3 protein-coding genes (1 of these 3 running past the window's edge) are annotated in these 26,759 nt (G+C 73.7%); all 3 read right to left on the bottom strand.

Annotation, left to right across the window (positions count from 1 at the left end; all coding sequences use genetic code 11):
- Positions 1-27 precede the first annotated feature (27 nt).
- Tightly spaced (at most 44 nt apart), the 3 genes in view from ACMATS_RS36950 to ACMATS_RS36940 form a layout consistent with a single transcriptional unit that may run on beyond the window.
- Entirely contained in the window at positions 28-9,954 is a 9,927-nt protein-coding gene (locus ACMATS_RS36950; protein ID WP_414170518.1) for a type I polyketide synthase, read from the bottom strand.
- 43 nt (positions 9,955-9,997) lie between these two features.
- The gene (locus ACMATS_RS36945) at positions 9,998-16,357 is read right to left on the bottom strand and encodes a type I polyketide synthase (protein WP_414170862.1); all 6,360 of its coding nucleotides are present in this window, start codon (positions 16,355-16,357) and stop codon (positions 9,998-10,000) included.
- A 44-nt stretch (positions 16,358-16,401) separates the two neighbouring features.
- Positions 16,402-26,759: the 3' portion of a type I polyketide synthase gene (locus tag ACMATS_RS36940; RefSeq protein WP_414170517.1), read on the bottom strand. Its footprint extends 18,100 nt past the window's final position; 10,358 of the gene's 28,458 nt are visible here — the last part of the coding sequence; its start codon lies off the right edge, out of view; the stop codon is at positions 16,402-16,404.

Genomic DNA, 26,759 nt, shown 5'->3' with positions numbered 1-26,759 from the left:
CCGCAGCGTGTGTCGACTACCTCGCCGTCACGCTCCCGTGACGGAGCCGAGCCAGTCCTCCACGCTCTCCGCGGCCAGGGCGGCGTCCGCCTTGACCATCGAGAGGTGGTCCGCGTCGATCCTGCGGACGTCGGCCGACGGGATCAGGGTGGTCAGCTCCTCACCGCCGGCGCCCTCGGCCCCGGCGGGGGCGGAGGCGACGCCCGAGTGCTGCCTCAGTGCCTGGAGGCTCAGCACGGGGGCCGTCGTGTGCTGCACGTCGATCCGGTTCAGCAGGCCCATCCACCGGCCCATGGCGGACAGCCTGGAGTTGGTCATCCGCACCGGGGAGACCTCGTCGACCAGGAAGTTCTGCCGCATCAGGCCGACGTAGTCGATGTCCTTGTTGCCGTCGTGCCGGATGCTGAGGGTGTCCAGCAGCACCACGGCCGTGGGCTTGATCCCCCACGTGTTCTCCAGCAGGCCCGCGGCCGCATAGGCCAGCGCTCCGCCGGAGGAGTGTCCGACCAGGACGAAGGGCTCGCCGTCGCTCGCGCGCAGCGCGCTCTCCGCGATGACGCGGACCGCGGTCTCGGAGCCGGCCGGCAGCCGCTCTCCCGCCGCGAAGCCGACCAGCGGCACGGCGCAGACGTGCCGCTTGCCCCGGAAGGATGCGGCGAACCGGGCGTACTCGTGGACACCGCCGTTGGCGGTGGGGGTGCTGATGCAGATGAGCCGCGGTGTGCCGGAGCCCTCGGCGAGCGTGGTCGGCAGCGGCAGGTCCTCCAGCTCGGCCGCGTTCTCGAAGCTCGGGCGGACCGCGCCCAGGGCCCTGAGCATGTACTGGGCCTCCGGGATCCGGTCGCCCTCCAGGGCGTCGAGGAACATCCGCTCCAGCGAGTCGATCTCCTGCCCGGCGGCCGGGCCCCTCAGGCCCGCACCCGCCGGGGACCCCTCCGGGCCCGGCTGCGCGGCGAGTTCGCTGAGCAGCCAGGTCGCGAGGCTCTCGGGGTTCTTGTTGTCGAAGACCACGGTCGCGGGCAGCTGCAGCCCGGTGGCCGCGGCGATCCGGTTGCGGAGCTCGACCGAGGTGAGCGAGTCGAAGCCCAGCTCGAAGAAGTCCCGGTGGGCCTCGACGGACCGGGCCGAGGCGTGGCCGAGGACACCGGCCACCTCCGTGCGCACCAGGTCGACGACGTGGCCGGCCCGGTCCGCCTCCGGCAGGTCCCGCAGCCGCTGGACGAAGGTGTCCGGCACGGCGAGCGTGCTCACGGCGTTCGCGGCGGAGCGCCGGGTCCAGCGCATCAGCCCGCGGTAGGGCGGGGGCACGTCGCCCTGCGCCACGGAGGCCTTGCTGCTGAACTCGCCCAGTGCCACCACGTTCGGCTCGGCGCAGCCGCGGGCGGCGTCGAACATCAGCAGACCCTGTTCGAGGGTCACCGGGGACAGGCCGCCGGCGCGCATGCGCTGCACGGAGCCCTCGGTCACCTTGCCGGCCATGCCGTCCTCGAGCTCCCAGTGGCCCCAGGCCTGCGCCTGGCCGGGCAGGCCCAGGGACGTGCGGTGCAGCGCCAGGCCGTCCAGGAAGGCGTTCGCGGCCGCGTAGTTGGCCACGCCGGGGGCGCCGAGCACGCCGGAGATGGAGGAGAACATGATGAACGCGGCCAGGTCGAGGCCCTTGGTGGCCTCGTGCAGGTGCCAGGCGGCCTCCGCCTTCGGGCTCAGCACGATCGGCAGCCGCTCGGGGTCGAGTGCGGTCACCAGGCCGTCGTCCAGGACACCGGCCAGGTGGACGACCGCGGTCAGCGGGTGCTCGGCCGGGATCGCGGCCAGCAGGGCGTCGAGCGCGTCACGGTCCACCGTGTCGCAGGCGGCGATCGTGGGAAGCGCGCCCAGCTCCCGGAGTTCACCGTCGAGCTTGTCCGCGCCGGGTGCCTCCGGGCCGCGGCGGCTGACCAGCAGCAGGTGCCGCGCGCCGTTGCCGGCCAGCCACCGGGCGAGGTGTCCGCCCAGCGCGCCGGTGCCGCCGGTGATGAGGACGGTCCCCTCGGGGTCCCAGGCCGGCTGCCGGGGGCCCGGGGCGGCGGGCAGCCAGGCCAGGCGCCCGACGCTCACCACGCCCTCGTGCACGGTGAACTGGGCGTCGTCGGAGACCGTCAGGGCCGGCAGCTTCGCGAGGAACTCCGTCAGGTCGGCGTTCTCGTCGAGGTCGGCCAGGACGAAGCGGCCTGGGTGTTCCGCGTGCGCCGCGCGCACCAGGCCCCACACCGCGGCAGCGGGGAGGTCGTCGCCGGAGAGCGCGCCGCGCGTCACGAACACCAGCCGCGATGCGCCGAACCGCGCGTCGGCGAGCCACTCCTGCAGCAGGCCCAGGGCCTGTGCCGTGGTGGCGTGCACGATCGCCGGGACGTCGTCGCCCGTGCCGTGCACGGGCACCACGACCAGGTCCGGGACGTCGGTGACGTCGGCCAGTGACGCCGTCCCGAGGGGGGCGAGCACCTGGCTGCGGACGTCCGCGGAGGCCTCCGCCTCCGGGGCCGGCACCCAGTCCAGCCGCAGCAGCCGCTCACGCCGGCGCTCGGTGACGGCAGCCGGGGTGCCCAGGGTGACGGTGTCCACCGACAGCACGGGGTCACCGGCGGCGTCGACCGCCGTGAGGCGGACGGAGTCGTCGCCGGTCCTCGCGATCCGTGCCCGCACCGACGAGGCGCCGGCGGCGTGCAGGGACACGTCCTGCCAGGAGACGGCGTGCGGGGTGCCCTCCTCGACTCCCGCGCCCAGCAGGGCGGTTGCGTGGACGAGCGCTTCGAGCAGCGCGGGGTGCAGGCCGAAGTGCTCGGAGCCGGAGGCGGTGCCGTCCGGGAGTACCGCCTCGACGAACACCTCCTCGCCGCGGACCCAGGCCGACCGCAGCCCGTGGAAGGCGGGGCCGACCCCGGCCCCGTCGTAGAAGCCGTCCAGTTCGATCCCGGAAGCGCCGAAGGGCGGCCAGACCGACGCGTCGAACTCCGCGGCGTCGGATTCCACGGGGCGTGCGCCCGTGGCCAGAGTTCCGGCCGCGTGCTCGGTCCACGCACCGTCCGGCGTGCCGTCCGGCTGCGAGAAGAACTTGATCTGCCGGGTGCCCTCCTCGTCCGCGGCGCCGACCCACACCTGTGTCACGACGGCCGTGCCGTCGGTGAGCTCCAGCGGTGTGCCGAGGGTCAGTTCGGCGACCCGGCCGCAGCCTGCCTCGTCACCGGCGCGGACGGCCAGTTCGAGGAACCCGGCGGCGGGGAAGACGGCCGTCCCGTCGACGGTGTGGTCCTTCAGCCACGGGTGGGCGGCCGTCGACAGCCGGCCCGTGAACAGCATCCCGCCGGAGTCGGCCAGCGACACGGCCGCGCCCAGCAGCGGGTGCCCGGCCGGCATGAGGCCGGCGGCGGACACGTCGCCCGTCGGGGCCGGCTGCCCGGGCCAGTACCGCTCGTGCTGGAACGCGTACGTGGGCAGGTCGGCGCGGCGGGCGCCGGTGCCGTCGAAGAGCCGGGCCCAGTGCACGTCGACGCCCGTGACGTGGAGCCGCGCGAGGGCCGTGAGGAGAGCGGTCTCCTCGGGGCGGTCCTTGCGGAGGGCCGCCACGGCCACGGAGGAGTCGTCCAGGACGTGCTGGGCCATGGCCGTCAGCACGCCGTCGGGGCCCAACTCCAGGAAGACGGAGGCGCCTTCGGCGGCGAGGGTGCGCACGCCGTCGGCGAAGCGGACCGTCTCCCGGACGTGCCGGACCCAGTACTCGGCGGAACACACCAGCTCGTCGGCGACGAGTTCGCCCGTCACGTTCGACACGACCGGGATCCGGGGGGCGCTGTAGGTCAGTTCGTCGGCGACCCGGCGGAAGTCGTCCAGCATCGGGTCCATCAGCGGCGAGTGGAAGGCGTGACTCACCGACAGCCGCCGCGTCTTGCGGCCCTCGGCGGCGAAGCCCTCGGCGATGCGCAGCACGGCCGCCTCGTCGCCCGCGAGGACGACCGCCTCGGGGCCGTTGACCGCGGCGATCGACACGCCCGTCACCAACCGGGCCGTCAGCTCGGCCTCGGTGGCCTGGACGGCGACCATCGCACCGCCTGTGGGCAGCGCCTGCATCAGGCGGGCTCGTGCGGCCACGAGCCGGCAGGCGTCCTCCAGGGAGAACACCCCGGCCACGTGCGCAGCGGCGATCTCGCCGATGGAATGACCGGCCACGAAGCCGGGACGGACGCCCCACGACTCCACGAGCCGGAACAGCGCCACCTCGACGGCGAACAGAGCGGGCTGGGTGAACCCGGTCTCGTCCAGCCGCGCCTCGTCGGTGTCGGTGAACAGCACCTCGCGCAACGCGTCGTCGAAGTGCGCCAGCACCGCGTCGAGCGCCTCGGCGAACACGGGGAAACGGGCGTGGAGTTCCCTGCCCATGCCGACCCGCTGCGCGCCCTGGCCCGAGAACAGCACCGCGAGGTCCCCCGCCGTGTCCTCGGTGAACCCGCGCGCGGCTTCCACGGTCCCCTCGTCCCCGGCCAGGAGCACCGCGCGGTGCTCGAAGCCGGCCCGGGAGGTCGCCAGCGAGAATCCGACGTCCAGAGGGGACAGGTCGCCGAGTGCGGAGAGCTGCTCCAGCTGTGCCGCCAACGCGGCCTCGGACCGCGCCGATACCGGCCACGGCACGACCGACGGCGCGACCTTCGGCTCGTCCCGGCCCGCGGGCTCCCGGTCCTCCGGAGCCTGCTCCAGGATGGTGTGCGCGTTCGTGCCGCTGATGCCGAAGGACGACACGGCCGCACGGCGCGGGTGGTCCGTCTCCGGCCAGTCGGTCTGCTCCATGAGGAGCTGGATGTCCCCGGCCGTCCAGTCGACGTGGGAGGAGGGGGTGTCGATGTGGAGGGAGCGCGGCAGCACCCGGTGGCGCATGGCCATGACCATCTTGATGACACCCGAGACACCGGCGGCCGCCATGGTGTGGCCGATGTTCGACTTGAGCGAGCCCAGCATCAACGGGCGTCCCTCGGCCCGGTCCTGGCCGTAGGTGGCGAGCAGCGCCTGGGCCTCGATCGGGTCACCGAGCGAGGTGCCGGTGCCGTGGGCCTCGACGACGTCCACCTCGCCGGTCGACAGCCCGGCGTTCGCCAGCGCCTGGCGGATGACGCGCTGCTGGGACGGGCCGTTGGGGGCGGTCAGGCCGTTGGACGCACCGTCCTGGTTGACGGCCGAGCCGCGGACGACGGCGAGGACCTCGTGCCCGTTGCGGCGGGCGTCGGAGAGGCGCTCCAGGACGAGCACACCCACGCCCTCGGACCAGCTCGTGCCGTCGGCGCTGTCGGAGAAGGCCTTGCAGCGGCCGTCCGTCGAGAGGGCGCCCTGCTTGCTGAATCCGGCGATGCTCATAGGCGTGGACATCAGCGTCACACCGCCGGCCAGGGCCAGCGAGCACTCGCCGTCGCGCAGTGCGCGGGTCGCCAGGTGCAGTGAGACGAGCGAGGAGGAGCACGCGGTGTCGACCGTGACGGCCGGGCCCTCCAGGCCGAAGGTGTAGGACAGCCGCCCGGAGAGGACGCTGCCCGCGAGGCCGGTGCTGGCGTGGGCCTGCACGTCCTCGCCCGAACTCAGCAGGATGCTGCCGTAGTCGGAGCCGCTGGTGCCGACGAAGACACCGGTCTCGGTGCCCCGCAGGGACGTCGGGTCGATGCCCGCCCGCTCGATGGCCTCCCAGGAGGTCTCCAGCATCACCCGCTGCTGCGGGTCCATGGCCATGGCCTCGCGGGGGGAGATGCCGAAGAAGGCGGCGTCGAAGTCGGCGAGTCCGTCCAGGAAGCCGCCCTTGGGCGTGGAGCTGCTGCCGTCCTCACCACCGCGCAGTATGCCCAGGTCCCAGCCCCGGTCGGTCGGGGCGTCGGAGATGCCGTCGCGCCCGTCGACGACGAGCCGCCACAGGTCCTCCGGGGAACGCACGCCGCCGGGCAGCCGGCAGGCCATGCCGACGATGACGACCGGGTCCTCGGCGGTCGCCCTGAAGGTCATGGCGGGGGCGCGGACCTCCCCGTGTTCGTCGAGGAGTACGGCGAGGAGGTGGTCGGCGAGTGCGGTGGGGTTGGGGTAGTCGAAGACGAGGGTGGCGGGCAGGCGCAGGCCGGTGGCGGTGGAGAGCCGGTCGCGCAGCTCGACGGCCGTCAGCGAGTCGAAGCCCAGGTCGTTGAACTCCCGCCGAATGTCGATCGACTTGGCCGAGGCGTGCCCGAGCACCCCGGCGGCCTCGCCGCGCACGAGGTCGAGCACGAAGGCGTTCCGGTCGTCACCGGTCAGCTCCGTCAGCTGCCGGATGAGCCGCACTGCGGCCGCGGCGCCGTGCGGGGAGCCGGCGGCCGCACGGCGGCTGCCCTTGGCCGGGCCCCGCAGCGCCGATGGCGCAGTGCCGCGGTTCCGGTCACCCGTGGCGACCGGGCCGAGGCGGGCCGCGTCGGTGGCCGACGGGCGGCGCAGGACCAGCGTCTCCGCCGACAGCACCGGTGCGCCCTCGACGTCGACGACCGCGATGGACACCGAGTCGTCACCGGTCTTCACGACGCGGGCGCGGACGACCGGGGCGCCGACGGCGTGCAGCGAGACGCCCCGCCAGGCGAAGGGCAGGAGGACGTCGTCCTCGCCGCCGACGCCTGCCGTTCGGTGCGCCTGCAACACGGCGTCCAGCAGCGCCGGGTGGATCCCGAAGGCCCCGGCCTCACCGGCGGCGTCACCCGGCAGGACGGCCTCGACGAAGACCTCGTCGTCCCGCCGCCACAGCGAGCGCAGGCCCTGGAAGGCCGGGCCGTAGTCGGTCCCGTCGTAGAAGTCCTCGATGTCGACGACCACCGCGCCCTGCGGCGGCCAGACCTGGGAGCCGAAGTCCCCGATCCGCTCCCCCGTGGACAGCGTGCCGTGCGCGTGCTGCACCCACGGCTGGTCGCCGGCCCCGTCGGGGCAGGAGTGCACGGTGATCGCGCGGGCACCCGCTTCGTCAGGGGCTCCGACCAGCACCTGGATCCGGGTGGCCGTGCCCTCCTCCAGCACCAGCGGGGCGAGGAGGACGAACTCGTCGACCCGGTCGCAGCCGACCTGGTCACCGGCGCGCAGCGCCAGCTCCAGGAAGCCGCTCGCCGGGAAGAGGACGTTTCCGCCGAGGACGTGGTCGGCCAGCCACGGGGAGGTCTGCGCCGACAGCCTGCCCGTGAAGAGCACCTCGCCGGAGTCCGCGAGCGCGAGCATGGCGCCGAGCAGCGGGTGCTCGGCCGGCATCAGTCCGGCTCCTGTGACGTCGCCCGACGCTGCGGCGGGCCGGGGCCAGTAACGCTCGTGCTGGAACGGGTAGGTCGGCAGATCGACGCGACGGGCACCCGTGCCGGCGAACCAGGCCTCCCAGTCGACCCCGACACCGGCCGCATACAGGCGCGCGAGGGCGGTGAGCAGGGCCGTCTCCTCGGAGCGGTCCTTGCGCAGGGCGGACACGGCCATCGCGGCGTCGTCCAGGCTGTGCCGGGCCATCGCCGTCAGCACCCCGTCCGGACCCAACTCCAGGAACACCGAGGCGCCTTCGGACTCCAGCGCACGCACACCGTCGGCGAACCGCACGGTCTCCCGCACGTGCCGGACCCAGTACTCCGCCGAGCACACGAGGTCTTCGGTGGCGAGCTTGCCGGTCACGTTCGACACCAGCGCAATGTCCGGTGCCTTGAACGCCAGCCCCTCGACGACCTGCCGGAAGTCCGCCAGCATCGGCTCCATCAGCGCCGAGTGGAACGCGTGACTCACCGACAGGCGCTGGGTCTTGCGCCCCTCGGCCGCCAGTTCCTCCGCGACGCGCAGCACTGCCGCCTCGTCACCGGCAATCACCACGGCCTGCGGGCCGTTGACCGCCGCGATCGACACACCGTCGACCAGCCGGCCGGACACCTCGTCCTCGGCGGCCTGGACCGCCACCATCGCACCACCGGCAGGCAGGGCGTTCATCAGCCGCGCACGCGCCGCCACCAGAGCACACGCATCCTCCAGCGAGAACACCCCGGCCACATGCGCCGCAGCAATCTCACCGATCGAATGCCCCGCCACGAAGTCCGGGCGAATCCCCCACGACTCCACGAGCCGGAACAGCGCCACCTCGATCGCGAACAGCGCAGGCTGGGTGAACCCGGTCTCGTTCAGCCGCACTTCATCAGCATCGGTGAACAGCACCTCACGCAGCTCACCGTCGAAGTGCTCCAGCACCGCATCCAGCGCCTCCGCGAACACCGGGAACCGGCCGTACAGCTCACGGCCCATCCCCACCCGCTGCGCACCCTGACCCGAGAACAGCACTGCGACGTTCCCGGCCGTGTCCTGGGCGAACCCGCGCGCGACCTCGACGATGTCGTCGCCCCCGGACAGCAGGACCGCGCGGTGCTCCAGGTGTGCCCGGGAGGTGGCCAGCGAGAATCCCAGGTCGAGAGGCGAGGCGTCGGTCGGCGCCGAGATCTGCTCCAGCCGGTCGGCCAGCGCTTCCTCGGACCGCGCGGAGACCGGCCACGGCACGGCCGACGGCACGACCGTCGGCTCGTCCCCGTCCTGCTCGCCGGGCTCCTCGGCCGGTGCCTGCTCGATGATGACGTGGGCGTTGGTGCCGCTGATGCCGAACGACGACACGCCCGCCCGCCACGGCCGGTCGACCTTGGGCCACGCCTGGGGCTCCGTCAGCAGCTCCACCGCGCCGGCCGACCAGTCCACGTGCGACGACGGCGTGTCCGCGAACAGGGTCTTCGGCAGGATGCCGTGCTGGAGCGCCAGGACCATCTTGATGAGTCCCGCGGCACCGGCCGCGGCCTGCGTGTGGCCGAGGTTGGACTTCACCGACCCGAGCAGCAGCGGCTGTTCGGGGTCGCGGCCCTGTCCGTAGGTGGCCAGCAGGGCCTGGGCCTCGATCGGGTCGCCCAGGGTCGTTCCGGTGCCGTGGGCCTCGACGGCGTCCACCTCCGGGGCCGTCAGCCCGGCACTGGCCAGGGCCTGCTGGATGACCCGCTGCTGGGACGGGCCGTTGGGCGCCATCAGGCCGTTGGACGCGCCGTCCTGGTTGACGGCCGAGCCGCGGACGACGGCCAGGATCCGGTGTCCGTTGCGGCGGGCGTCGGAGAGCCGCTCGACGACGACCATGCCCACGCCCTCGGACCATCCGGTGCCGTCGGCGTCGTCGGAGAACGGCTTGCACCGGCCGTTCGACGCCAGCCCGCCCTGGCGGGTGAAGCCGGCGAAGCCCATCGGCGTCGACATCACCGTCACACCGCCGACCAGCGCCAGCGAGCACTCACGGGTGCGCAGCGCGTGGGCCGCCAGGTGCAGCGAGACGAGCGAGGACGAGCACGCGGTGTCGACCGTGAGGGCCGGGCCCTCCAGGCCGAAGCTGTACGCCAGCCGCCCGGACAGGATGCTGCCCGCGAGGCCGGTGCTGCCGTGGCCCTCGATGTCCTCGCGGGAGTTCAGCACCGCGGTGATGTAGTCGACGCCGCTGGTTCCCACGAAGACGCCGGTGTCGCTGCCGCGCAGGGACACCGGGTCGATGCCGGCCCGCTCCAGCGCCTCCCAGGAGGTCTCCAGCAGGATGCGCTGCTGGGGGTCCATCGCCACGGCTTCGCGGGGCGAGATGCCGAAGAAGTCCGCGTCGAACGAGGCCGCGTCGACGAAGCCGCCCTCGACCGTCGCGCTGCTGCCGCTGCCTTCACCGCCGAGCATGTCGAGATTCCAGCCACGGTCCGTGGGGAATGCCCCGATGCCGTCCCGGCCCTCGCTCAGCAACCGCCAGAGGTCTTCCGGCGACTGCACTCCACCCGGCAGCCGGCAGGACATCCCGACGATGGCTATCGGTTCCTGCTTGGCGGACTCGGCTTCCCGGAGCCTTTGGCGGGTCTGGTGCAAGTCGTTCGTGACCCACTTGAGGTAGTCAACGAGCTTTTTGTCGTTCGGCATGACGGGGAAACCTTCCGTGTGGATAAGAGGGCCGGGGCCGGGCTCAGTTGTCGCTGTTCCGGCCGAGCTCGTTGTCGATGAAGGCGAAGATCTCGTCGGCGCTGGCGGCTTCGATCCGCTCGGCGACCACCGCGTCGTCCTCCTCGGCCCCGGCCCCTCGCCAGGTGTCCAGGATCTGCGCCAGGCGGCCGGCGACGGCGGCCCTGGTGCGGGCGTCGGGCTCGCTGGCGGCGAGCGCGGAGTCCAGCCGTTCGAGCTCTGCGAGGAGGTCGGGTCCGGCGGCCGCGTCGGTCACGAGCTGCGAGAGGAGGTGGTCGGCGAGTGCGGTGGGGTTGGGGTAGTCGAAGACGAGGGTGGCGGGCAGGCGCAGGCCCGTGGCGGTGGAGACCCGGTTGCGCAGCTCCACGGCCGTCAGCGAGTCGAAGCCCAGGTCGTTGAACTCCCGCCGGACATCGATCGACTTGGCCGACGCGTGCCCGAGCACTGCCGCGGCCTCGCCCCGCACGAGGTCGGTCATCAGACGCGTGCGCTCCTCCGGGCGTGCCTCGCGCACCTTCTGGACGAGCGCCGCGGCGGCTTCGGCACCGCCGGTGGAGCCGGCGGCCGCGCGGCGGCCACCCTTGACCAGACCGCGCAGCACCGGCGGCACGCTGCCGCGGTTCTGGGCACTGGTGGTGACCGGGCCGAGGGGAACGAGGTGGGTCGCGTCGGTTGCGGCGGCGGCGTCGAACAGCGCCAGGCCCTGCTCGACCGTCAGCGGCGAGGCCCCCGAAGAGGCGATCCGCTGCACATCCACGTCGGACAAGGTGGCGGTCATGCCGCCGCTCTGGGCCCAGGCGCCCCAGGCGAGGGACTGGGCGGCCAGACCCTGCGCCGCGCGGTGCCGGGCGAGCGTGTCCAGGAAGACGTTGCCCGCGGCGTAGTTGCCCTGACCGGCAGTGCCGAGAACGCCCGAGACCGACGAGTACAGGACGAACGCCGCCAGGTCGAGTTCCTTGGTGGCCTCGTGCAGATGCCAGGCCGCATCCACCTTCGGACGCAGCACGGCCGACAACTGCTCGGTCGTCAGCGACGAGATCACACCGTCGGCGAGGACTCCGGCCGTGTGGATCACGGCGGTCAGCGGGTGCTCCGCGGCAACCGAACCCACCGCTGCAGCCACGGCTTCACCGTCGGCCACGTCGCAGGCGAGGACGTTCACCTCGGCGCCCTGCTCGGCCAGTTCCGCACGCAGTTCGTCCACACCCGGCGCATCCGGACCACTGCGGCTCACCAGCAACAGGTGCCGCATGCCGCGCTCGGTCACCAGGTGGCGGGCCAGCTCACTGCCCAGACCGCCGGTACCACCGGTGATCAGAACGGTGCCCTCCGGGTCCCAGGCGCGCGGCAGGGTCAGCACGATCTTGCCGATGTGCTGGGCCCGGCTCATGTACCGGAACGCCTCCGGCGCCCGGCGCACGTCCCAGGTCGCCACCGGCAGCGTGTTCAACGCCCCTGCAGCGAAGAGGTCCAGGAGTTCGGTGAGCATCTCCTGCACCCGGTCCGGGCCCGCGTCGGCGAGGTCGAACGCGTGGTAGTGCACCGGGGCCGTGGACTCGGGGTCCCGGATGTCGGTCTTGCCCATCTCCAGGAAACGGCCGCCGGGGGCGGTCAGCCGCAGCGAGGCGTCGACGAACTCGCCGGCGAGGGCGTTGAGGACGACGTCCACGCCGCGGCCGTCCGTGACGGCGAGGAAGCGCTGCTCGAACTCGGTGGTGCGGGACGAGGCGATGTGATCGTCGGCGACGCCCAGTTCGCGCAGGGTGTCCCACTTGCCCTCACTGGCTGTGGCGAACACTTCGGCGCCCAGGTGCTTCGCCAGCTGGATCGCCGCCATGCCGACGCCACCGGCCCCGGCGTGGACGAGGATCGACTGGCCAGGGCGCAGGCCGGCGAGGTCCTTCAGTGCGTAGAGCGCGGTCAGGAAGACCAGCGGCACGGACGCCGCGCGGGCGGCCGACCAGTCCTCGGGCATACGGGCCAGGAGCCGCTGGTCGGTCACGGCCACCGGGCCGTAGCCGCCGAAGACCATGCCCATCACCCGGTCGCCCGGGCGGAGCCCGCTCACCCCGGGCCCGGTCCCGGTCACCACACCGGCCGCTTCGGCGCCCAGCAATCCGGCCTCGCCCGGGTACATGCCCAGGGCGTTGAGCACGTCGCGGAAGTTCACACCGGCGGCCTCGACCTGGATACGGACCTGCCCCGGCGTGAGGGGCTCCAGGATCTCCGGGCAGGGCGCGAGTTCCAGGTTGTCCAGGCTGCCCTTGGCGGAGCTGTCCAGGCGCCACGGCACGTCGGCGGGCGGGAGCAGGCCTGCGCTGCTGCCCAGTTGGGCGAGTCGCGCCATGCGCACCTCGCCGTCGCGTACGACGAACTGGGCGTCCCCGGTCGCCAGCAGACCCGGCAGGACCCCCAGCACCTCCGCGAAGTCAGCGGCCTCGTCCTGCAGGTCGACCAGTGCGAACCGGCCCGGGTTCTCCGTCTGCGCGGACCGCACCAGGCCCCACACCGTACCCGCAGCAACGTCCGCCACCGGCTCACCCTCGCGAGCCGACACGGCACCACGCGTCACGAACACCAGACGCGACCCGTCGGACTCCTCCCGACCGGTCCACTCCTGGACCAGGCCGAGTACCCGAGCCGTCAACTCATGGGCATCAGCGGGAACATCACCACCGACGCCGCCGGATACGGCGACCACCACCAGATCCTCGTCACCCGAGAGATCCGCCAGCGACCCGACCGACGCACCCACACCCAGCTCGTCGGCGCCCAACGCCACACACCGTGACCCGGTGGACGCCACCTCGGCAGCCGCCACCCAGTCCAGCGACAGCAACGCACCGTTCTCCGCGGCACGCTGCGCCGCCGACTGCCCGGCTGCGGGGGCCTGGTAGGCCCGCATCACCATGGCCTCGGCGGAGAGCACGGGGGCGCCTTCGACGTCGACGGCCGCGATGGACACCGAGTCGTCACCGGTCCTCATCACCCGGGCCCGCACCACCGCTGCGCCTCCGGCGTGCAGCGACACGCCTCGCCAGGCGAACGGCAGGAACTGGTCGCCCTCGGTGCCGACGCCGGCCATCCGGTGGGACTGGAGCACCGCATCGAGCAGCGCCGGGTGGATCCCGAAGGACTCGGCGTCCTCCGCGACCGGCTCCGGCAGCGCGACCTCGATGCAGGCACCGCCCTCGCACTGCCAGACCGAGCGCAGGCCCTGGAAGGCCGGGCCGTAACCGGTCCCGTCGTAGAAGCCCTCCAGGTCGACGGCCACCGCGTCCTGCGGCGGCCAGACCTGGGAGCCGAAGTCCCCGATCCGCTCCCCCGTGGACAGCGTGCCGTGGGCGTTCTGCACCCACGGCTGGTCGACGGCCCCGTCGGGGCGCGAGTACACCGAGAGGGAACGGGCGCCCGTCTCGTCGGCGGGCGCGATCAGCACCTGGACCTGGGCGGCGCCCTCCTCCGTGAGCACCAGCGGGGTGAGCAGGAGGAATTCCTCGACCCGGTCGCAGCCGACCTGGTCGCCGGCGCGCAGGGCCAGCTCCAGGAAACCGGTCGCCGGGAAGAGGATGCTGCCGCCCATGACGTGGTCGGCGAGCCACGGATGCGTCTGCAACGACAGCCTGCCCGTGAACACCACCTCGCCGGAGTCCGCGAGCGCGAGCGTCGCACCCAGCAACGGGTGCTCGGCGGGCCGGAGGCCCGCACCGGTGACGTCGCCCGACAGTGCGGCAGGCCGGGGCCAGTAACGCTCGTGCTGGAAGGGGTAGGTGGGCAGGTCGACGCGACGGGCACCGGTGCCGGCGAACCAGGCCTCCCAGTCCACGCCGACGCCGGCCACGTACAGCCGCGCGAGGGCGGTGAGCAGGGCCGTCTCCTCGGAGCGGTCCTTGCGCAGAGCGGACACGGCCATCGCGGCGTCGTCCAGGCTGTGCTGGGCCATCGCCGTCAGCACCCCGTCGGGTCCCAACTCCAGGAACACCGAGGCGCCTTCGGCCTCCAGAGCGCGGACCCCATCGGCGAACCGCACGGTCTCGCGCACGTGCCTCACCCAGTACTCCGCCGAGCACAGCAGCTCTGCGGGAGCGAGCTCACCCGTCACATTCGACACGACCGGAATCTGCGGAGCACCGAAGGACAGACCCTCGACGACCCGGCGGAAGTCCGCCAGCATCGGCTCCATCAGCGACGAATGGAACGCGTGACTCACCGAAAGGCGCTGCGTCTTACGCCCCTCGCCGGCCAGCTCCTCCGCAACGCGCAGCACTGCCGCCTCGTCACCGGCAATCACCACGGCCTGCGGGCCGTTGACCGCCGCGATCGACACACCGTCGACCAGCCGGCCGGACACCTCGTCCTCGGCAGCCTGGACCGCCACCATCGCACCACCCACGGGCAGGGCATTCATCAGCCGCGCACGCGCCGCCACCAGAGCACACGCATCCTCCAGCGAGAACACCCCGGCCACATGCGCCGCAGCAATCTCACCGATCGAATGCCCCGCCACGAAGTCCGGGCGAATCCCCCAGGATTCGGCCAGGCGGTACAGCGCCACCTCGACCGCGAACAGCGCAGGCTGGGTGAACCCGGTCTCGTTCAACCGCACTTCATCGGTGTCGGTGAACAGCACCTCACGCAGCTCACCGTCGAAGTGCTCCAGCACCGCATCCAGCGCCTCCGCGAACACCGGGAACCGGCCGTACAACTCACGGCCCATCCCCACCCGCTGCGCACCCTGACCCGAGAACAGCACCGCCAGTTGGCGGCCCGTCTCCGCACGGCCCCGGGCCGGCTCGGACAGTTCGCCGTCGGGGCCCTGCGCCAGCAGCACCGCCCGGTGTTCGAACGCCGAACGGCCCGCGGCGAGCGAGTACCCCACGTCCACCGGTGACGACGTGCCCCGCAGTGCGGAGATCTGCTCGATCTGTGCCGCCAGCGCCTCCTCGGACCTGGCCGAGACCGGCCACGGCACCAGGCCGGGCGCCCGCTCCGGGCCGGTCACCGGCTCCTCGGCCGGGTCCGCCTGTTCCAGGATCACGTGGGCGTTGGTGCCGCTGATGCCGAACGACGACACGCCCGCCCGCCACGGCCGGTCGGCCTTCGGCCATTCCCGGGGCTCCGTCAGCAGTTCCACCGCGCCGGCCGACCAGTCCACATGGGACGACGGCGCGTCGACGTGCAGGGTCTGCGGCAGGACGCCGTGCTGCATCGCCATGACGGTCTTGATGATCCCCGCCACGCCGGCCGCGGCCTGCGTGTGGCCGAGGTTGGACTTCACCGACCCGAGCAGCAGCGGCTGTTCACGGTCCTGGCCGTAGGTGGCCAGCAGGGCCTGGGCCTCGATCGGGTCGCCGAGCGGCGTTCCGGTGCCGTGGGCCTCGACGGCGTCCACGTCCGAGGCCGTCAGCCCGGCACTGGCCAGGGCCTGTTGGATCACCCGCCGCTGGGACGGGCCGTTGGGGGCGGTGAAGCCGTTGGACGCGCCGTCCTGGTTGACGGCCGAGCCGCGGACGACGGCCAGGACGGGGTGTCCGTTGCGGCGGGCGTCGCTCAGGCGCTCGACGAGGAGGACGCCCACGCCCTCGGACCATCCGGTGCCGTCGGCGTCGTCGGAGAACGCCTTGCACCGGCCGTTCGCCGCCAGTCCGCCCTGCCGGCTGAACTCCATCAGGGAGCCGGGGGACGACATGACGTTGACTCCGCCGACCAGGGCCAGCGAGCACTCGCCGGACCGGAGGGCCTGGGCCGCCGTGTGCAGGGCCACGAGCGAGGCCGAGCACGCGGTGTCGACGGTCACCGCCGGGCCTTCCAGGCCCAGGGTGTAGGACAGCCGTCCGGAGGTGGCGCTGGCGGCGATGCCGGTGCCGATGTCACCGGTGGCGTCCGCCAGGGACCGCACGAGCAGGTAGGCGTAGTCCTGTCCGTTCGTGCCGACGTACACGCCGGTGCGGCTGCCGCGCAGCGACACCGGGTCGATGCCGGCCCGCTCGATCGCCTCCCAGGAGGTCTCCAGCAGCAGGCGCTGCTGGGGGTCCATGGTGAGGGACTCGCGCGGGGAGATCCCGAAGAAGTCCGCGTCGAAGTCCGCCACGCCGTCGAGGAAGCCTCCTTCCTGGCTGACGGCGTTGCCGCGCTTGTCGACCCCGGCGTCCCGCAGGGCGTCCAGGTCCCAGCCGCGGTCCGTGGGGAACGGGCCGATCGCGTCCTTGCCGACGGCCAGGAGCTCCCACAGGTCCTCGGGCGAGTGCACGCCGCCGGGGTACCGGCAGCTCATCGCCACGATCGCGATCGGCTCCGTGGCCGCGGCGACGAGCTTGCGGTTCTGCCGGCGCAGGTGCTCGGTTTCCTTGAGCGAGGCTCGCAGGGCTGCGACGACGGTTTCGCTGGATGTGGTCATGGTCCGTTCTTTCAGCGCTCTTGGTGGGAATTGCCGTCGAGTGCCGCCTGCACCAGGCCGGCGACGTCCATCGCGTCGATCGACTCGTCGTAGGCGTCGGCCTCCGTCGTGGTGGTGGCTTCGGCGTCGGACTCCGCGGTCCGGGCGGCCGCGAGCTTGAGCAGGGGGTCCAGTACGCCGATCTCGCGCAGCTGGGCCATGGAGACGGAGGCGAGCAGGGCCCTGATGCGGGACTGGTCGAGGCCTTCGGCGTCCGTCTCCTCCGGTCCGGTCTCCGGGACGAGGAGGCCGAGGACGTGGCCTGCCAGGTCGGCGGGGCTGGGGTGGTCGAAGACGAGCGTGGCCGTGAGGTTCAGTCCCGTCGCGGCGTTGAGCTGGTTGCGCAGCTCGACCGCGCTGAGGGAGTCGAAGCCCAGGTCCCGGAACGCCCGGTCGGAGCCGACGGCGTCGGCCGTGGGGTGTCCCAGGACGGCGGCGGCCCGGGTGCGGACCAGGTCCAGTACGGCCGCGGAGCGCTGCGTGGGCGACAGGCCCGTCAGCCGCTCGCGCAGGGCGGTGCCGGAGGTCTCCTCGTCCGGCTGTCCGGACGGGCGGGATCCGGTGCCGCCGGCCTGCTCCGCGAGGAGCGCGCTGGGGCGCACCGCGGTGAAGTGCCGGGCGAACGCCTCGTGTTCGACGTCGACGACGACCTCGGTGGGCCGGCCGTCCATGACGGCCCGGCGCAGTGCGGTGACGGCGAGGTCGGGGTCGAGCGGCCGGAGTCCGGTGCGCCGGGCCGCCTCGGCGGCCCGTCCGCCGGCGGCCATGCCGCCGCCGTTCCAGGGGCCCCAGGCGATCGAGGTCGCCGCGAGGCCGTCGGCCCGGCGCTGTTCGGCGAGGGCGTCCAGGACGGCGTTGGCCGCGGCGTAGCCGGCCTGGCCGGGGTTGCCGACGGCGCCGGAGGTGGAGGAGAACAGGGCGAAGACGGCCAGGTCCAGCTCGCGGGTGAGGTCGTGCAGGGCCAGGGCCGAGGCGGCCTTGGCGTGGAAGACGGCCTGGAAGCGGTCCGGGGTGAGGCTGTCGAGCACGCCGTCGTCGAGCACGCCCGCGGTGTGGACGACACCGGTGAGGGGAGCCTCGGCCGGGATGTCCGCGAGGACTGCGGCGAGTGCTTCCCGGTCGGCCGCGTCGCACGCGGTGAGCGTGACCTGCGCGCCCAGCGCGGTGAGTTCGGCCTGCAGCCCGTCCGCTCCGGGCGCGTCCGCGCCGCGGCGGCTGAGGAGCAGCAGGTGCTGCGCGCCCGCGCGGGCCAGCTCGCGTGCCACGTGGGCGCCGAGTGCCCCGGTGCCGCCGGTGATCAGGACGGTGCCGGTGGGGTTCCACTCCTGTCCGCTCCGCCCGGCCGGTACGGGCACCAGCCTGCGGCCGAGGACGGACGAGGGCCGGATCGCGATCTGGTCCTCGCCGCCGGGGGCCGCGAGGAAGGCGGCGAGGCGGGCGGCGGTCCGCTCGTCGAGCGTGCCGGGCAGGTCGATCAGACCGCCCCAGCGCTGCGGGTGTTCCAGGGCGGCGACGCGCCCGAGTCCCCATACGGCGGCCTGGACGAGTCCGGGCAGCGGCTCGGCCGGTGTGGCCGCGACCGCGCCGCGGGTGACGCACCACAGGGGTGCGGCGATGTCCGCGTCGCCGAGGGCCTGGACCAGGGTGGCGGTGAGGGCCGGCCCGGCGGGGGCGGGTGCCTCCGCGAGGGCGAGCAGGGAGACCACCCCGGTGAACTCGTTTCCGTCGGCTGCCAGTTGACGCAGGAGTTCCGCCAACACGGCCCGGTCGGGGCCGGCCGTTTCCAGGCGCACGGTGTCCGGGCCCAGGGCGGCGACGGCGTCGGCGACCCAGGGGTCGTCGGCGTGTGCCGCGGGGATCACGGCGAGCCAGGTGCCCGCCGGGACCTTGGCGGACCCGAGGGTGAGCGGCTTCCAGGTGATCTGCTGCCGCCAACTGTCGACGGCGCCCGAGACGTTGCGGCGGCGGCGCCAGTCCGCGAGGGCGGGCAGGACCTTGGACAGTGCTTCGCCGTCGACGTTCAGCGTCGACTCCAGCGAGGCGAAGTCCTCGCCCTCCACCGCGGACCAGAAGCCGTCGTCCTGGCCGTCGGCCGTACCGGGGACGGCGGTCGGCTGCGACTCCGGCCAGAACCTCTGGCGCCGGAACGGGTAGGTGGGCAGGTCGGTGTGGCGGGAGGTGGTCCCGTCCGTGCCCAGCACGTTGTGCCAGTGCGGGGTCAGTCCGCCGACGTGCAGGCGGGCGAGCGCGGTGACCACGGAGGCCTCCTCGCCGCGGTCCTTGCGCAGGGCCGGTACGGTCACCGCCTGTGCGGACAGGGCGTCGAGGGTGTCCTGGGCCATGGCGCACAGCGAGCCGTCGGGGCCGAGTTCGAGGAAGACGGACACGCCGCGTTCGGCGAGGGTGCGGATGCCGTCGCCGAAGCGGACGGCTTCGCGGACGTGGCGCGCCCAGTAGTCCGGGGAGCACACCTGCTGCTCGGTGGCCGTCTCGCCGGTCAGGTTGGAGACGAGCGGGATCACCGGGGCGTCGTAGGCGATGCTCCGGGCGACCCGTCGGAAGTCCTCGAGCATGGCGTCCATGTGCAGAGAGTGAAATGCATGGCTGACCCGCAAACGCCTAGTCTTGCGTCCGTCGGCCGTGAACTTCTCCGCGAGGGCGAGGACGGCGGTCTCGTCACCGGAGAGGACCACCGACTCCGGGCCGTTGACCGCGGCGATCGACACGCCGTCGGTCAGGTGCGCCAGGGCCTCCTCCTCGGTGGCCCGGACGGCGACCATGGCGCCGCCTGCGGGCAGGGCGTTCATCAGCCGCGCCCGTGCGGCCACCAGTCGGCACGCGTCCTCCAGCGAGAACACTCCGGCCACGTGGGCCGCCGCGATCTCGCCGACGGAGTGTCCGGCGACGAAGTCCGGGCGGACGCCCCAGGATTCGGCGAGCCGGAACAGTGCCACCTCGAGGGCGAACAGGGCGGGCTGGGTGAAGCCGGTTTCGTTCAGCTGGTCCGCATCGCCGAACATGACGTCCCGCAGGGGGCGTTCCAGCTCGGTGTCCAGTTGTGCGGTCACGGCGTCGAGGGCCTCGGCGAACGCCGGGAAGCGTGCGGCGAGTTCCTGTCCCATCCCGACGCGCTGCGAGCCCTGGCCGGAGAACAGCACCGCCAGCTTGCCGCGGCGCGTCTCCGTGCTGCCCCGCACGACCTGCGGTGTGTCGAGGCCGTCGGCCAGTGCGGCCAGGCCTTCGAGCAGGTCGTCGCTGCCCTCGGCGAGAACCGCGGCCCGGTGGGTGAAGGCCGACCGGGTCGTGGCCGTGGAGAGTGCGAGTTCGGCGACGGTGAGGCCGGGGTGCCCGGCCACGTAGGCGTGCAGCTGCCGGGCCTGGTCCTGCAGCGCGTCCGGCGCGGCGGCCGAGACGGGCACGGGCAGCAGGCCGCGGGGCTCGTCCGCGGTACCGGTCGCCGCGTCCGCGGTGCCGGCCGGTGCGGGCTGCTCGATGATGACGTGGGAGTTGGTGCCGCTGGCGCCGAAGGCGGAGATGCCTGCGCGGCGCGGGCGGCCGGTCTCCGGCCATGCGGTCGCGTCGGCGAGGAGCTCGACCGCGCCCGCGGTCCAGTCGACGTGCGTGGAGGGCTCGTCGAGGTGCAGGGTCCTGGGCAGGACGCCGTGGCGCATCGCCATCACCATCTTGATCACACCGGCGACACCGGCGGCCGCCTGGGTGTGGCCGAGGTTGGACTTCAACGAGCCCAGCAGCAGCGGCGTTTCGCGGTCCTGGCCGTAGGTGGCCAGCAGCGCCTGGGCCTCGATGGGGTCGCCCAGGGTGGTGCCCGTGCCGTGGGCCTCCACGGCGTCCACGTCGGCCGGCGCCAGGCCGGCGTCGGCCAGGGCCTTCCGGATGACGCGGCGCTGCGAGGGGCCGTTGGGGGCGGTGATGCCGTTGCTGGCACCGTCCTGGTTGATCGCCGAGCCGCGCAGGACGGCGAGGACCTCGTGCCCGTTGCGGCGGGCGTCGGAAAGGCGTTCCAGGACGAGGACGCCCACGCCCTCGGACCAGCCGGTGCCGCCGGCCGAGGCCGAGAAGGCCCGGCAGCGGCCGTCGGGTGAGAGGGCTCCCATCTCCCCGAACTCGACGAAGTTCACCGGGGTGGACATCACCGTCACACCGCCGGTGAGCGCGACCGCGCACTCGCCGTTGCGCAGGGCCTGGGCGGCCAGGTGCAGTGCCACCAGCGAGGACGAGCAGGCCGTGTCGACGCTGACGGAGGGGCCTTCCAGGCCGAGGGAGTAGGACACGCGGCCGGAGAGCAGGCTTGCGGACTGTGCGGTCTGGGCGTGGCCGAACTGGCCCGCGTCGGGCCGGTAGTCGCCCGAGCCGCCGCCGATGAACACGCCGGTGTCACCGCCGCGCAGCCCGGCCGGGTCGATGCCGGTGCGCTCCAGGGCCTCCCAGGCGGCCTGCAGCAGGATGCGCTGCTGCGGGTCCATCACGGTCGCCTCGCGCGGCGAGATCCCGAAGAAGCCGGGGTCGAAGTCCGCCACGTCGTAGAGGAATCCGCCTTCGCGGGCGATGGTGCGGCCGCGGCCGTCCCGGTCGCCGTGGAGCAGCCGGTCCAGGTCCCAGCCGCGGTCGGTGGGGAAGCCTCCGATGGCGTCCCCGCCCGTGGCCACCAGCTCCCACAGGTCCTCGGGCGAGCGGACCCCGCCCGGGTAGCGGCAGCTCATGCCGACGATCACGATGGGGTCGTCGTCCGCGGCGGCGCCCCGCATCCGGGGAGCGCCCGTGCGGGACTGCTCGTCGCCGTCCTCGCCCAGGAGTTCGGCCTGGAGGTGGCCGGCCAGCGTCTCGGCCGTCGGGTAGTCGAAGACGAGGGTGGCGGGCAGGGACAGGCCCGTCGCGGTGGCGAGCTGGTTGCGGAGGTCGACGGCGGTGAGCGAGTCGAAGCCGAGGTCCCTGAAGGCCTGTCCGGTCGGGACGGCGTCGGCGTCGGCGAAGCCGAGCACCGAGGCCACCTCGCGGCGGACCATGGCCAGCAGCATCTCGGTCCGCTCCGCGGCCGGGCGGGCCGCGAGCCCGGCCCGGAGTGCGGACGCGGAGCCCGCCGTCTCCTGACCGGCGCCGCCGGAGCCCGCGAGGGTCTCGCGGACCTCGGGCAGGTCCGCGAAGAGGGCACTGCGGCGGGTGCGGGTGAAGGCGGGGGCGAACCGGTCCCACTGCACGTCGGCGACCGTCACCGAGGCGACGTCGTCACCGACGCAGCGGGCGAGCGCGGCCAGGGCCTGCCGGGAGTCCATCGCGGGCAGGCCGTTGGCCCGCAGGTGCGCGGCCAGCGAGTCGTCCGTGCCGCCCGTCCAGGCACCCCACGCGACCGTCAGGGCGCGCAGTCCGCGTGCACGGTACTGCAGGGCCAGGGCGTCCAGCAGGGCTCCGGCCGCGGCGTCCGCTCCCCTGCCGCTCGCACCCCAGGTGCCGGCGATCGAGGAGAAGAGGACGAACGCGTCCAGGGGCCGGTCGCCGGCTGCCGCTTCGGCCACGGCCGCCAGGCTCTCGGCGCCCGCGTGCAGCGCGGCCAGGGCCACGCCCGGCTCGTCGGAGTCGGATGCACCGTCCGCGCCGGCGTACACCACCGCGGTCAGCGGGTGCTGCGCCGGGATCGAGGCGAGCGCGCCCAGCAGCGCCTCACCGTCGGTCGGGGCGCAGGTGACGACGGTCAACCCGGCGCCCAGCGCGTCGAGTTCGGCGCCCAGTTCCGCCGCGTCCGGTGCGGCTGCACCGGCCAGCAGGACGTGCCCGGCGCCGTTCTCGGCGAGCCAGCGGGCGATGTGCCCGCCGGAGCCGGGTGCTCCGCCGGCGACCAGGACGGTGCCGGAGGGCTGCCACGACGCCGACCGGGCGTCCGCCGTGGCGTGCACCAGCCTGCGTCCGAAGGCGCCGGAGGGCCGCAGCGCCACCTGGTCCTCGTCCGTGCCGGACAGCACGGCGCGGAACCGGTCGGCCGAGCGCCGGTCGAGCACGTGCGCCACGTCGACGAGGCCGCCCCAGCGCCCCGGGTGCTCCAGGGCCGCCACCCGGCCGAGCCCCCAGACCGTGGCCTGGGCGGTGTCGACCTCGGTTTCCGAGCGGCCCACGGACACGGCGCCGCGGGTGACGCACCACAGCGGGGCGTCGACACCGGCATCCGCCAGCGCCTGCACCGTCTCGTCCAGCCGTGCCGGGCCTGCGACTGCGAGCAGCGAGACGACCCCGGCGAACCCGGTTCCCCCGGCGGCGAGTTCGGCAAGGCGTCCGGTCAGTGCGGCCCGGTCGGTGGCGGACACCTCGACGCGGACGGCGTCGTCGCCGAGAGCGGCGACCACGGCGGCCGTCCACTCGTCGTCGGCGGTTCCTGCCGGGACGAGCGCCAGCCACGGTCCGGTGAGGGTGCCCGACGCGGTCCCGGTGAGCGGCTTCCACGTCACGTGGTAGCGCCAGCCGTCGACGGTCGAGCGCTCGGCGCGCTTGCGGCGCCAGGTGGACAGGGCGGGCACGAGGGCCGACAACGCGGCGTCGTCCAGGTCGAGATCGGCCGACAGCGACTCGAGGTCCTCGCGCTCCACCGCGGCCCAGAACTCGGCGTCCACGGTGTCGTCCGAACCGGCCTGGCCGTGCCCTGCGGGCGCGGCCTCGGGCCAGAACCACTCCTGCTGGAAGGGGTAGGTGGGCAGGTCGGTACGGCGGGCGCCGGTGCCGGTGAAGAATCCGGCCCAGTCCACCTCGACTCCCGCGACGTGGAGCCGCGCGAGGGCGGTGAGCAGGGCGGTTTCCTCGGAACGGTCCTTGCGCAGGGCGGACACGGCCACGGCGGTGCCGTCCAGGCTGTGCTGGGCCATTGCCGTCAGCACACCATCCGGGCCCAACTCCAGGAAGACGGAGGCGCCTTCGGCCTCCAGGGCGCGGACCCCGTCGGCGAACCGCACGGTCTCCCGCACATGCCTCACCCAGTACTCCGCCGAGCACAGCAGCTCAGCGGGAGCGAGCTCACCCGTCACATTCGACACGACCGGGATCTGCGGAGCACCGAAGGACAGACCCTCGACGACCCGGCGGAAGTCCGCCAGCATCGGCTCCATCAGCGACGAATGGAACGCGTGACTCACCGACAGGCGCTGCGTCTTACACCCCCCGGCCGCCAGCTCCTCCGCAACGCGCAGCACTGCCGCCTCGTCACCGGCAATCACCACGGCCTGCGGGCCGTTGACCGCCGCGATCGACACACCGTCGACCAGCCGGCCGGACACCTCGTCCTCGGCAGCCTGGACCGCCACCATCGCACCACCCGCGGGCAGGGCGTTCATCAGCCGCGCACGCGCCGCCACCAGAGCACACGCATCCTCCAGCGAGAACACCCCGGCCACATGCGCCGCAGCAATCTCACCGATCGAATGCCCCGCAACGAAGTCCGGGCGAATCCCCCACGACTCCACCAGCCGGAACAGCGCCACCTCGACCGCGAACAGGGCGGGCTGGGTGAAGCCCGTCTCGTCCAGGCCGTCCGCGTCGCCGGACATCACGGCGTGCAGCGGGCGTTCCAGTTCGGCGTCGAAGTGGGCCGCCACCGCGTCGAGGGCCTCGGCGAACACCGGGAAGCGGCCGTACAGTTCCCGGCCCATCCCCACGCGCTGCGAACCCTGGCCCGAGAAGAGCACGGCGAGCTTGCCGGCGACCTCCGGGGCGGTGCCGCGGGCGAGTTCGGTCATCTGCTCGCCGTCGGCCAGCAGTACCGCACGGTGGGCGAACGCGGCCCTGCCGGTGGCCAGGGAGTACCCCACGTCGGCCGACGAGCGGCCGGACAGTGCGGAGAGCTGCTCCAGCTGTGCCGTCAGCGCGGCCTCGGACTTGCCCGACACCGGCCAGGGCGCCAGGCCCGGCACCGTGGCGGGCTCGTCCGCGACGGGCTCGGCCGCCGGTGCCTGCTCGAGGATGACGTGGGCGTTGGTGCCGCTGACGCCGAAGGCGGAGACGCCGGCCCGGCGGGCGTGCCCGGTCTCCGGCCACGCCTGCTGCTCCGTGATGAGCGAGACGGCGCCGTCCGACCAGTCGACGTGTGCGGTCGGGGCGTCCACGTGGAGGGTCTTGGGCAGTGCGCCGTGGCGCATCGCCAGGACCATCTTGATGATGCCGGCGACACCGGCGGCGGCCTGGGTGTGGCCCAGGTTCGACTTGACCGCTCCGAGGAGCAGCGGGAGTTGCCGCTCCTTGCCGTAGGCGGCGATGAGGGCCTGGGCCTCGATGGGGTCGCCGAGCCGGGTGCCGGTGCCGTGCGCCTCGACGACGTCGACGTCGGCGGGGCCGAGGTCGGCGTCGGTGAGGGCCCGGCGGATGACCCGCTGCTGCGCCCGCCCGTTGGGGGCGGTCAGGCCGTTCGAGGCGCCGTCCTGGTTGACGGCGGTGCCGCGGACGATGCCCCAGACGTCGTGGCCGTTGCGGCGGGCGTCGGAGAGGCGCTCCAGGACGAGCACGCCCACGCCCTCGGACCAGCTCGTGCCGTCGGCCGCGTCGGCGAAGGCCTTGCAGCGGCCGTCGGGGGCCAGCCCGCCCTGGACCGTGAACTCGGTGAAGGCGTCGGGGCTGGACATGACCGAGACGCCGCCGGCCAGGGCGAGGGTGCACTCGCCGCTGCGCAGGGACTGTGCGGCCATGTGCAGGGCGACGAGCGAGGACGAGCAGGCGGTGTCGACGGTGACGGCCGGGCCCTCGAAGCCGAAGGCGTAGGAGAGCCGGCCGGACATGACGCTGGCGGAGATTCCGGTGGCGACGTGGCCGCGGACGTCGGCGGTGCCCTGGCGCAGGAGGGTGACGTAGTCCTGGCCGTTGGTGCCGACGAAGACGCCGGTGCGGCTGCCGCGCAGGGTGGTCGCGTCGATTCCGGCGCGCTCGAAGACCTCCCAGGAGGTCTCCAGCAGCAGGCGCTGCTGGGGGTCCATGGCGAGGGCCTCGCGCGGCGAGATGCCGAAGAAGCCGGCGTCGAACAGGCCGACGCCTTCGAGGAATCCGCCCTCGACGGTGGCGGAGGCTCCTCGGGCGAGCCCGTCGAGGTCCCAGCCGCGGTCGGCGGGGAATCCGGAGATCGCGTCCTCGCCGCGGACCAGCAGCTGCCAGAGGTCCTCGGGCGACCGGATGCCGCCGGGGAAGCGGCAGTTCATGCCGACGATGGCGATCGGGTCGTCGTCCGCCGCCCGGCCGGCCGGGGCCGGGGCGGCCCGGTCGGCGTCGTCGGGCAGGGTGTCGAGGAGTTCGGCCAGCAGGAAGTCGGCGAGGGCGTGCGGGGTCGGGTAGTCGTAGACGAGCGTCGGGGGCAGCTTGAGCCCGGTCGTGGCCGTCAGGGCGTTGCGCAGTTCGACGATGGTCAGCGAGTCGAAGCCGAGGTTGCTGAAGGCCTGGTCGGCACCGATGGTCTCGGCGCCGGAGTGCCCGAGGACCGCGGCCACGTGTCCGCGCAGGAGGTCCAGGACGAACCGGGGGCGTGCGGAGGCGTTCAGCCCGGCGAGCTGCCGGCGCAGCGCCGGTTCCCGCAGGCCCGCGTCCGGTGCCCCGGCCTGCTCCGTGGAGCCGGTGCGGCGCAGTTCGGGCAGGTCGCCGACGGCGGGGTTGGGGCGCAGTGCGGTGAAGGCCTCCGCGTAGCGTGCCCAGTCGATGTCGGCGAGGGTCAGGACCGTGGCGTCGTGCTCGATGGCCCGTCCCATCGCGGCGAGGGCCCTGTCGGGCGCCATGGGGGCGAAGCCCCCGCGGCGGACGCGGCTTTCGACACCGGTGGCGTCGACGGCCATGCCGCTCTCGGCCCAGGGGCCCCAGGCGAGGGAGGTCGCGGGCAGGCCCGCCGCGCGGCGGTGCTCGGCGAAGGCGTCGAGGAATGCGTTGGCGGCGGCGTAGTTGCCCTGGCCGGGGGCGCCGAGGGTGCCCGCGACGGAGGAGAAGAGCACGAAGGCGGTCAGGTCGTGGCCGCGGGTCGCCTCGTGCAGGGCGCGCGTGGCGGTGACCTTGGCGTGCAGGACGGCGGTGAACTTCTCGGGGGTGAGGGTGTCGACGACGCCGTCGTCGACGGTGCCCGCGGTGTGGAACACCGCGGTGAGCGGGTGCTCCTCGGGGACCGCGGCCAGGACGGCGGCGAGCGCGTCGCGGTCGGCGGTGTCGCAGGCGGCGAGGGTCACGCGGGTGCCCGACTCCTCCAGTTCTGCGCGCAGTTCCGCGGCTCCCGGTGCGTCGGCGCCGCGCCGGCTGACCAGCAGCAGGTGCTCGGCGCCGCGTGCGGCGAGCCAGCGGGCGACGTGGCCGCCCAGGGCCCCGGTGCCGCCGG

The organism is Streptoverticillium reticulum (genome assembly GCF_047456005.1).
Taxonomy (GTDB): Bacteria; Actinomycetota; Actinomycetes; order Streptomycetales; family Streptomycetaceae; genus Streptomyces; species Streptomyces reticulum.
Note: the sequence above shows the minus strand (reverse complement) of the source record. Positions and strands in the feature narration are given on the sequence as shown.

Coding starts and splice junctions, on each gene's coding strand:
- ACMATS_RS36950 (WP_414170518.1), bottom strand. CDS start 9,954: ATGCCGAACGACAAAAAGCTCGTTGACTACCTCAAGTGGGTCACGAAC.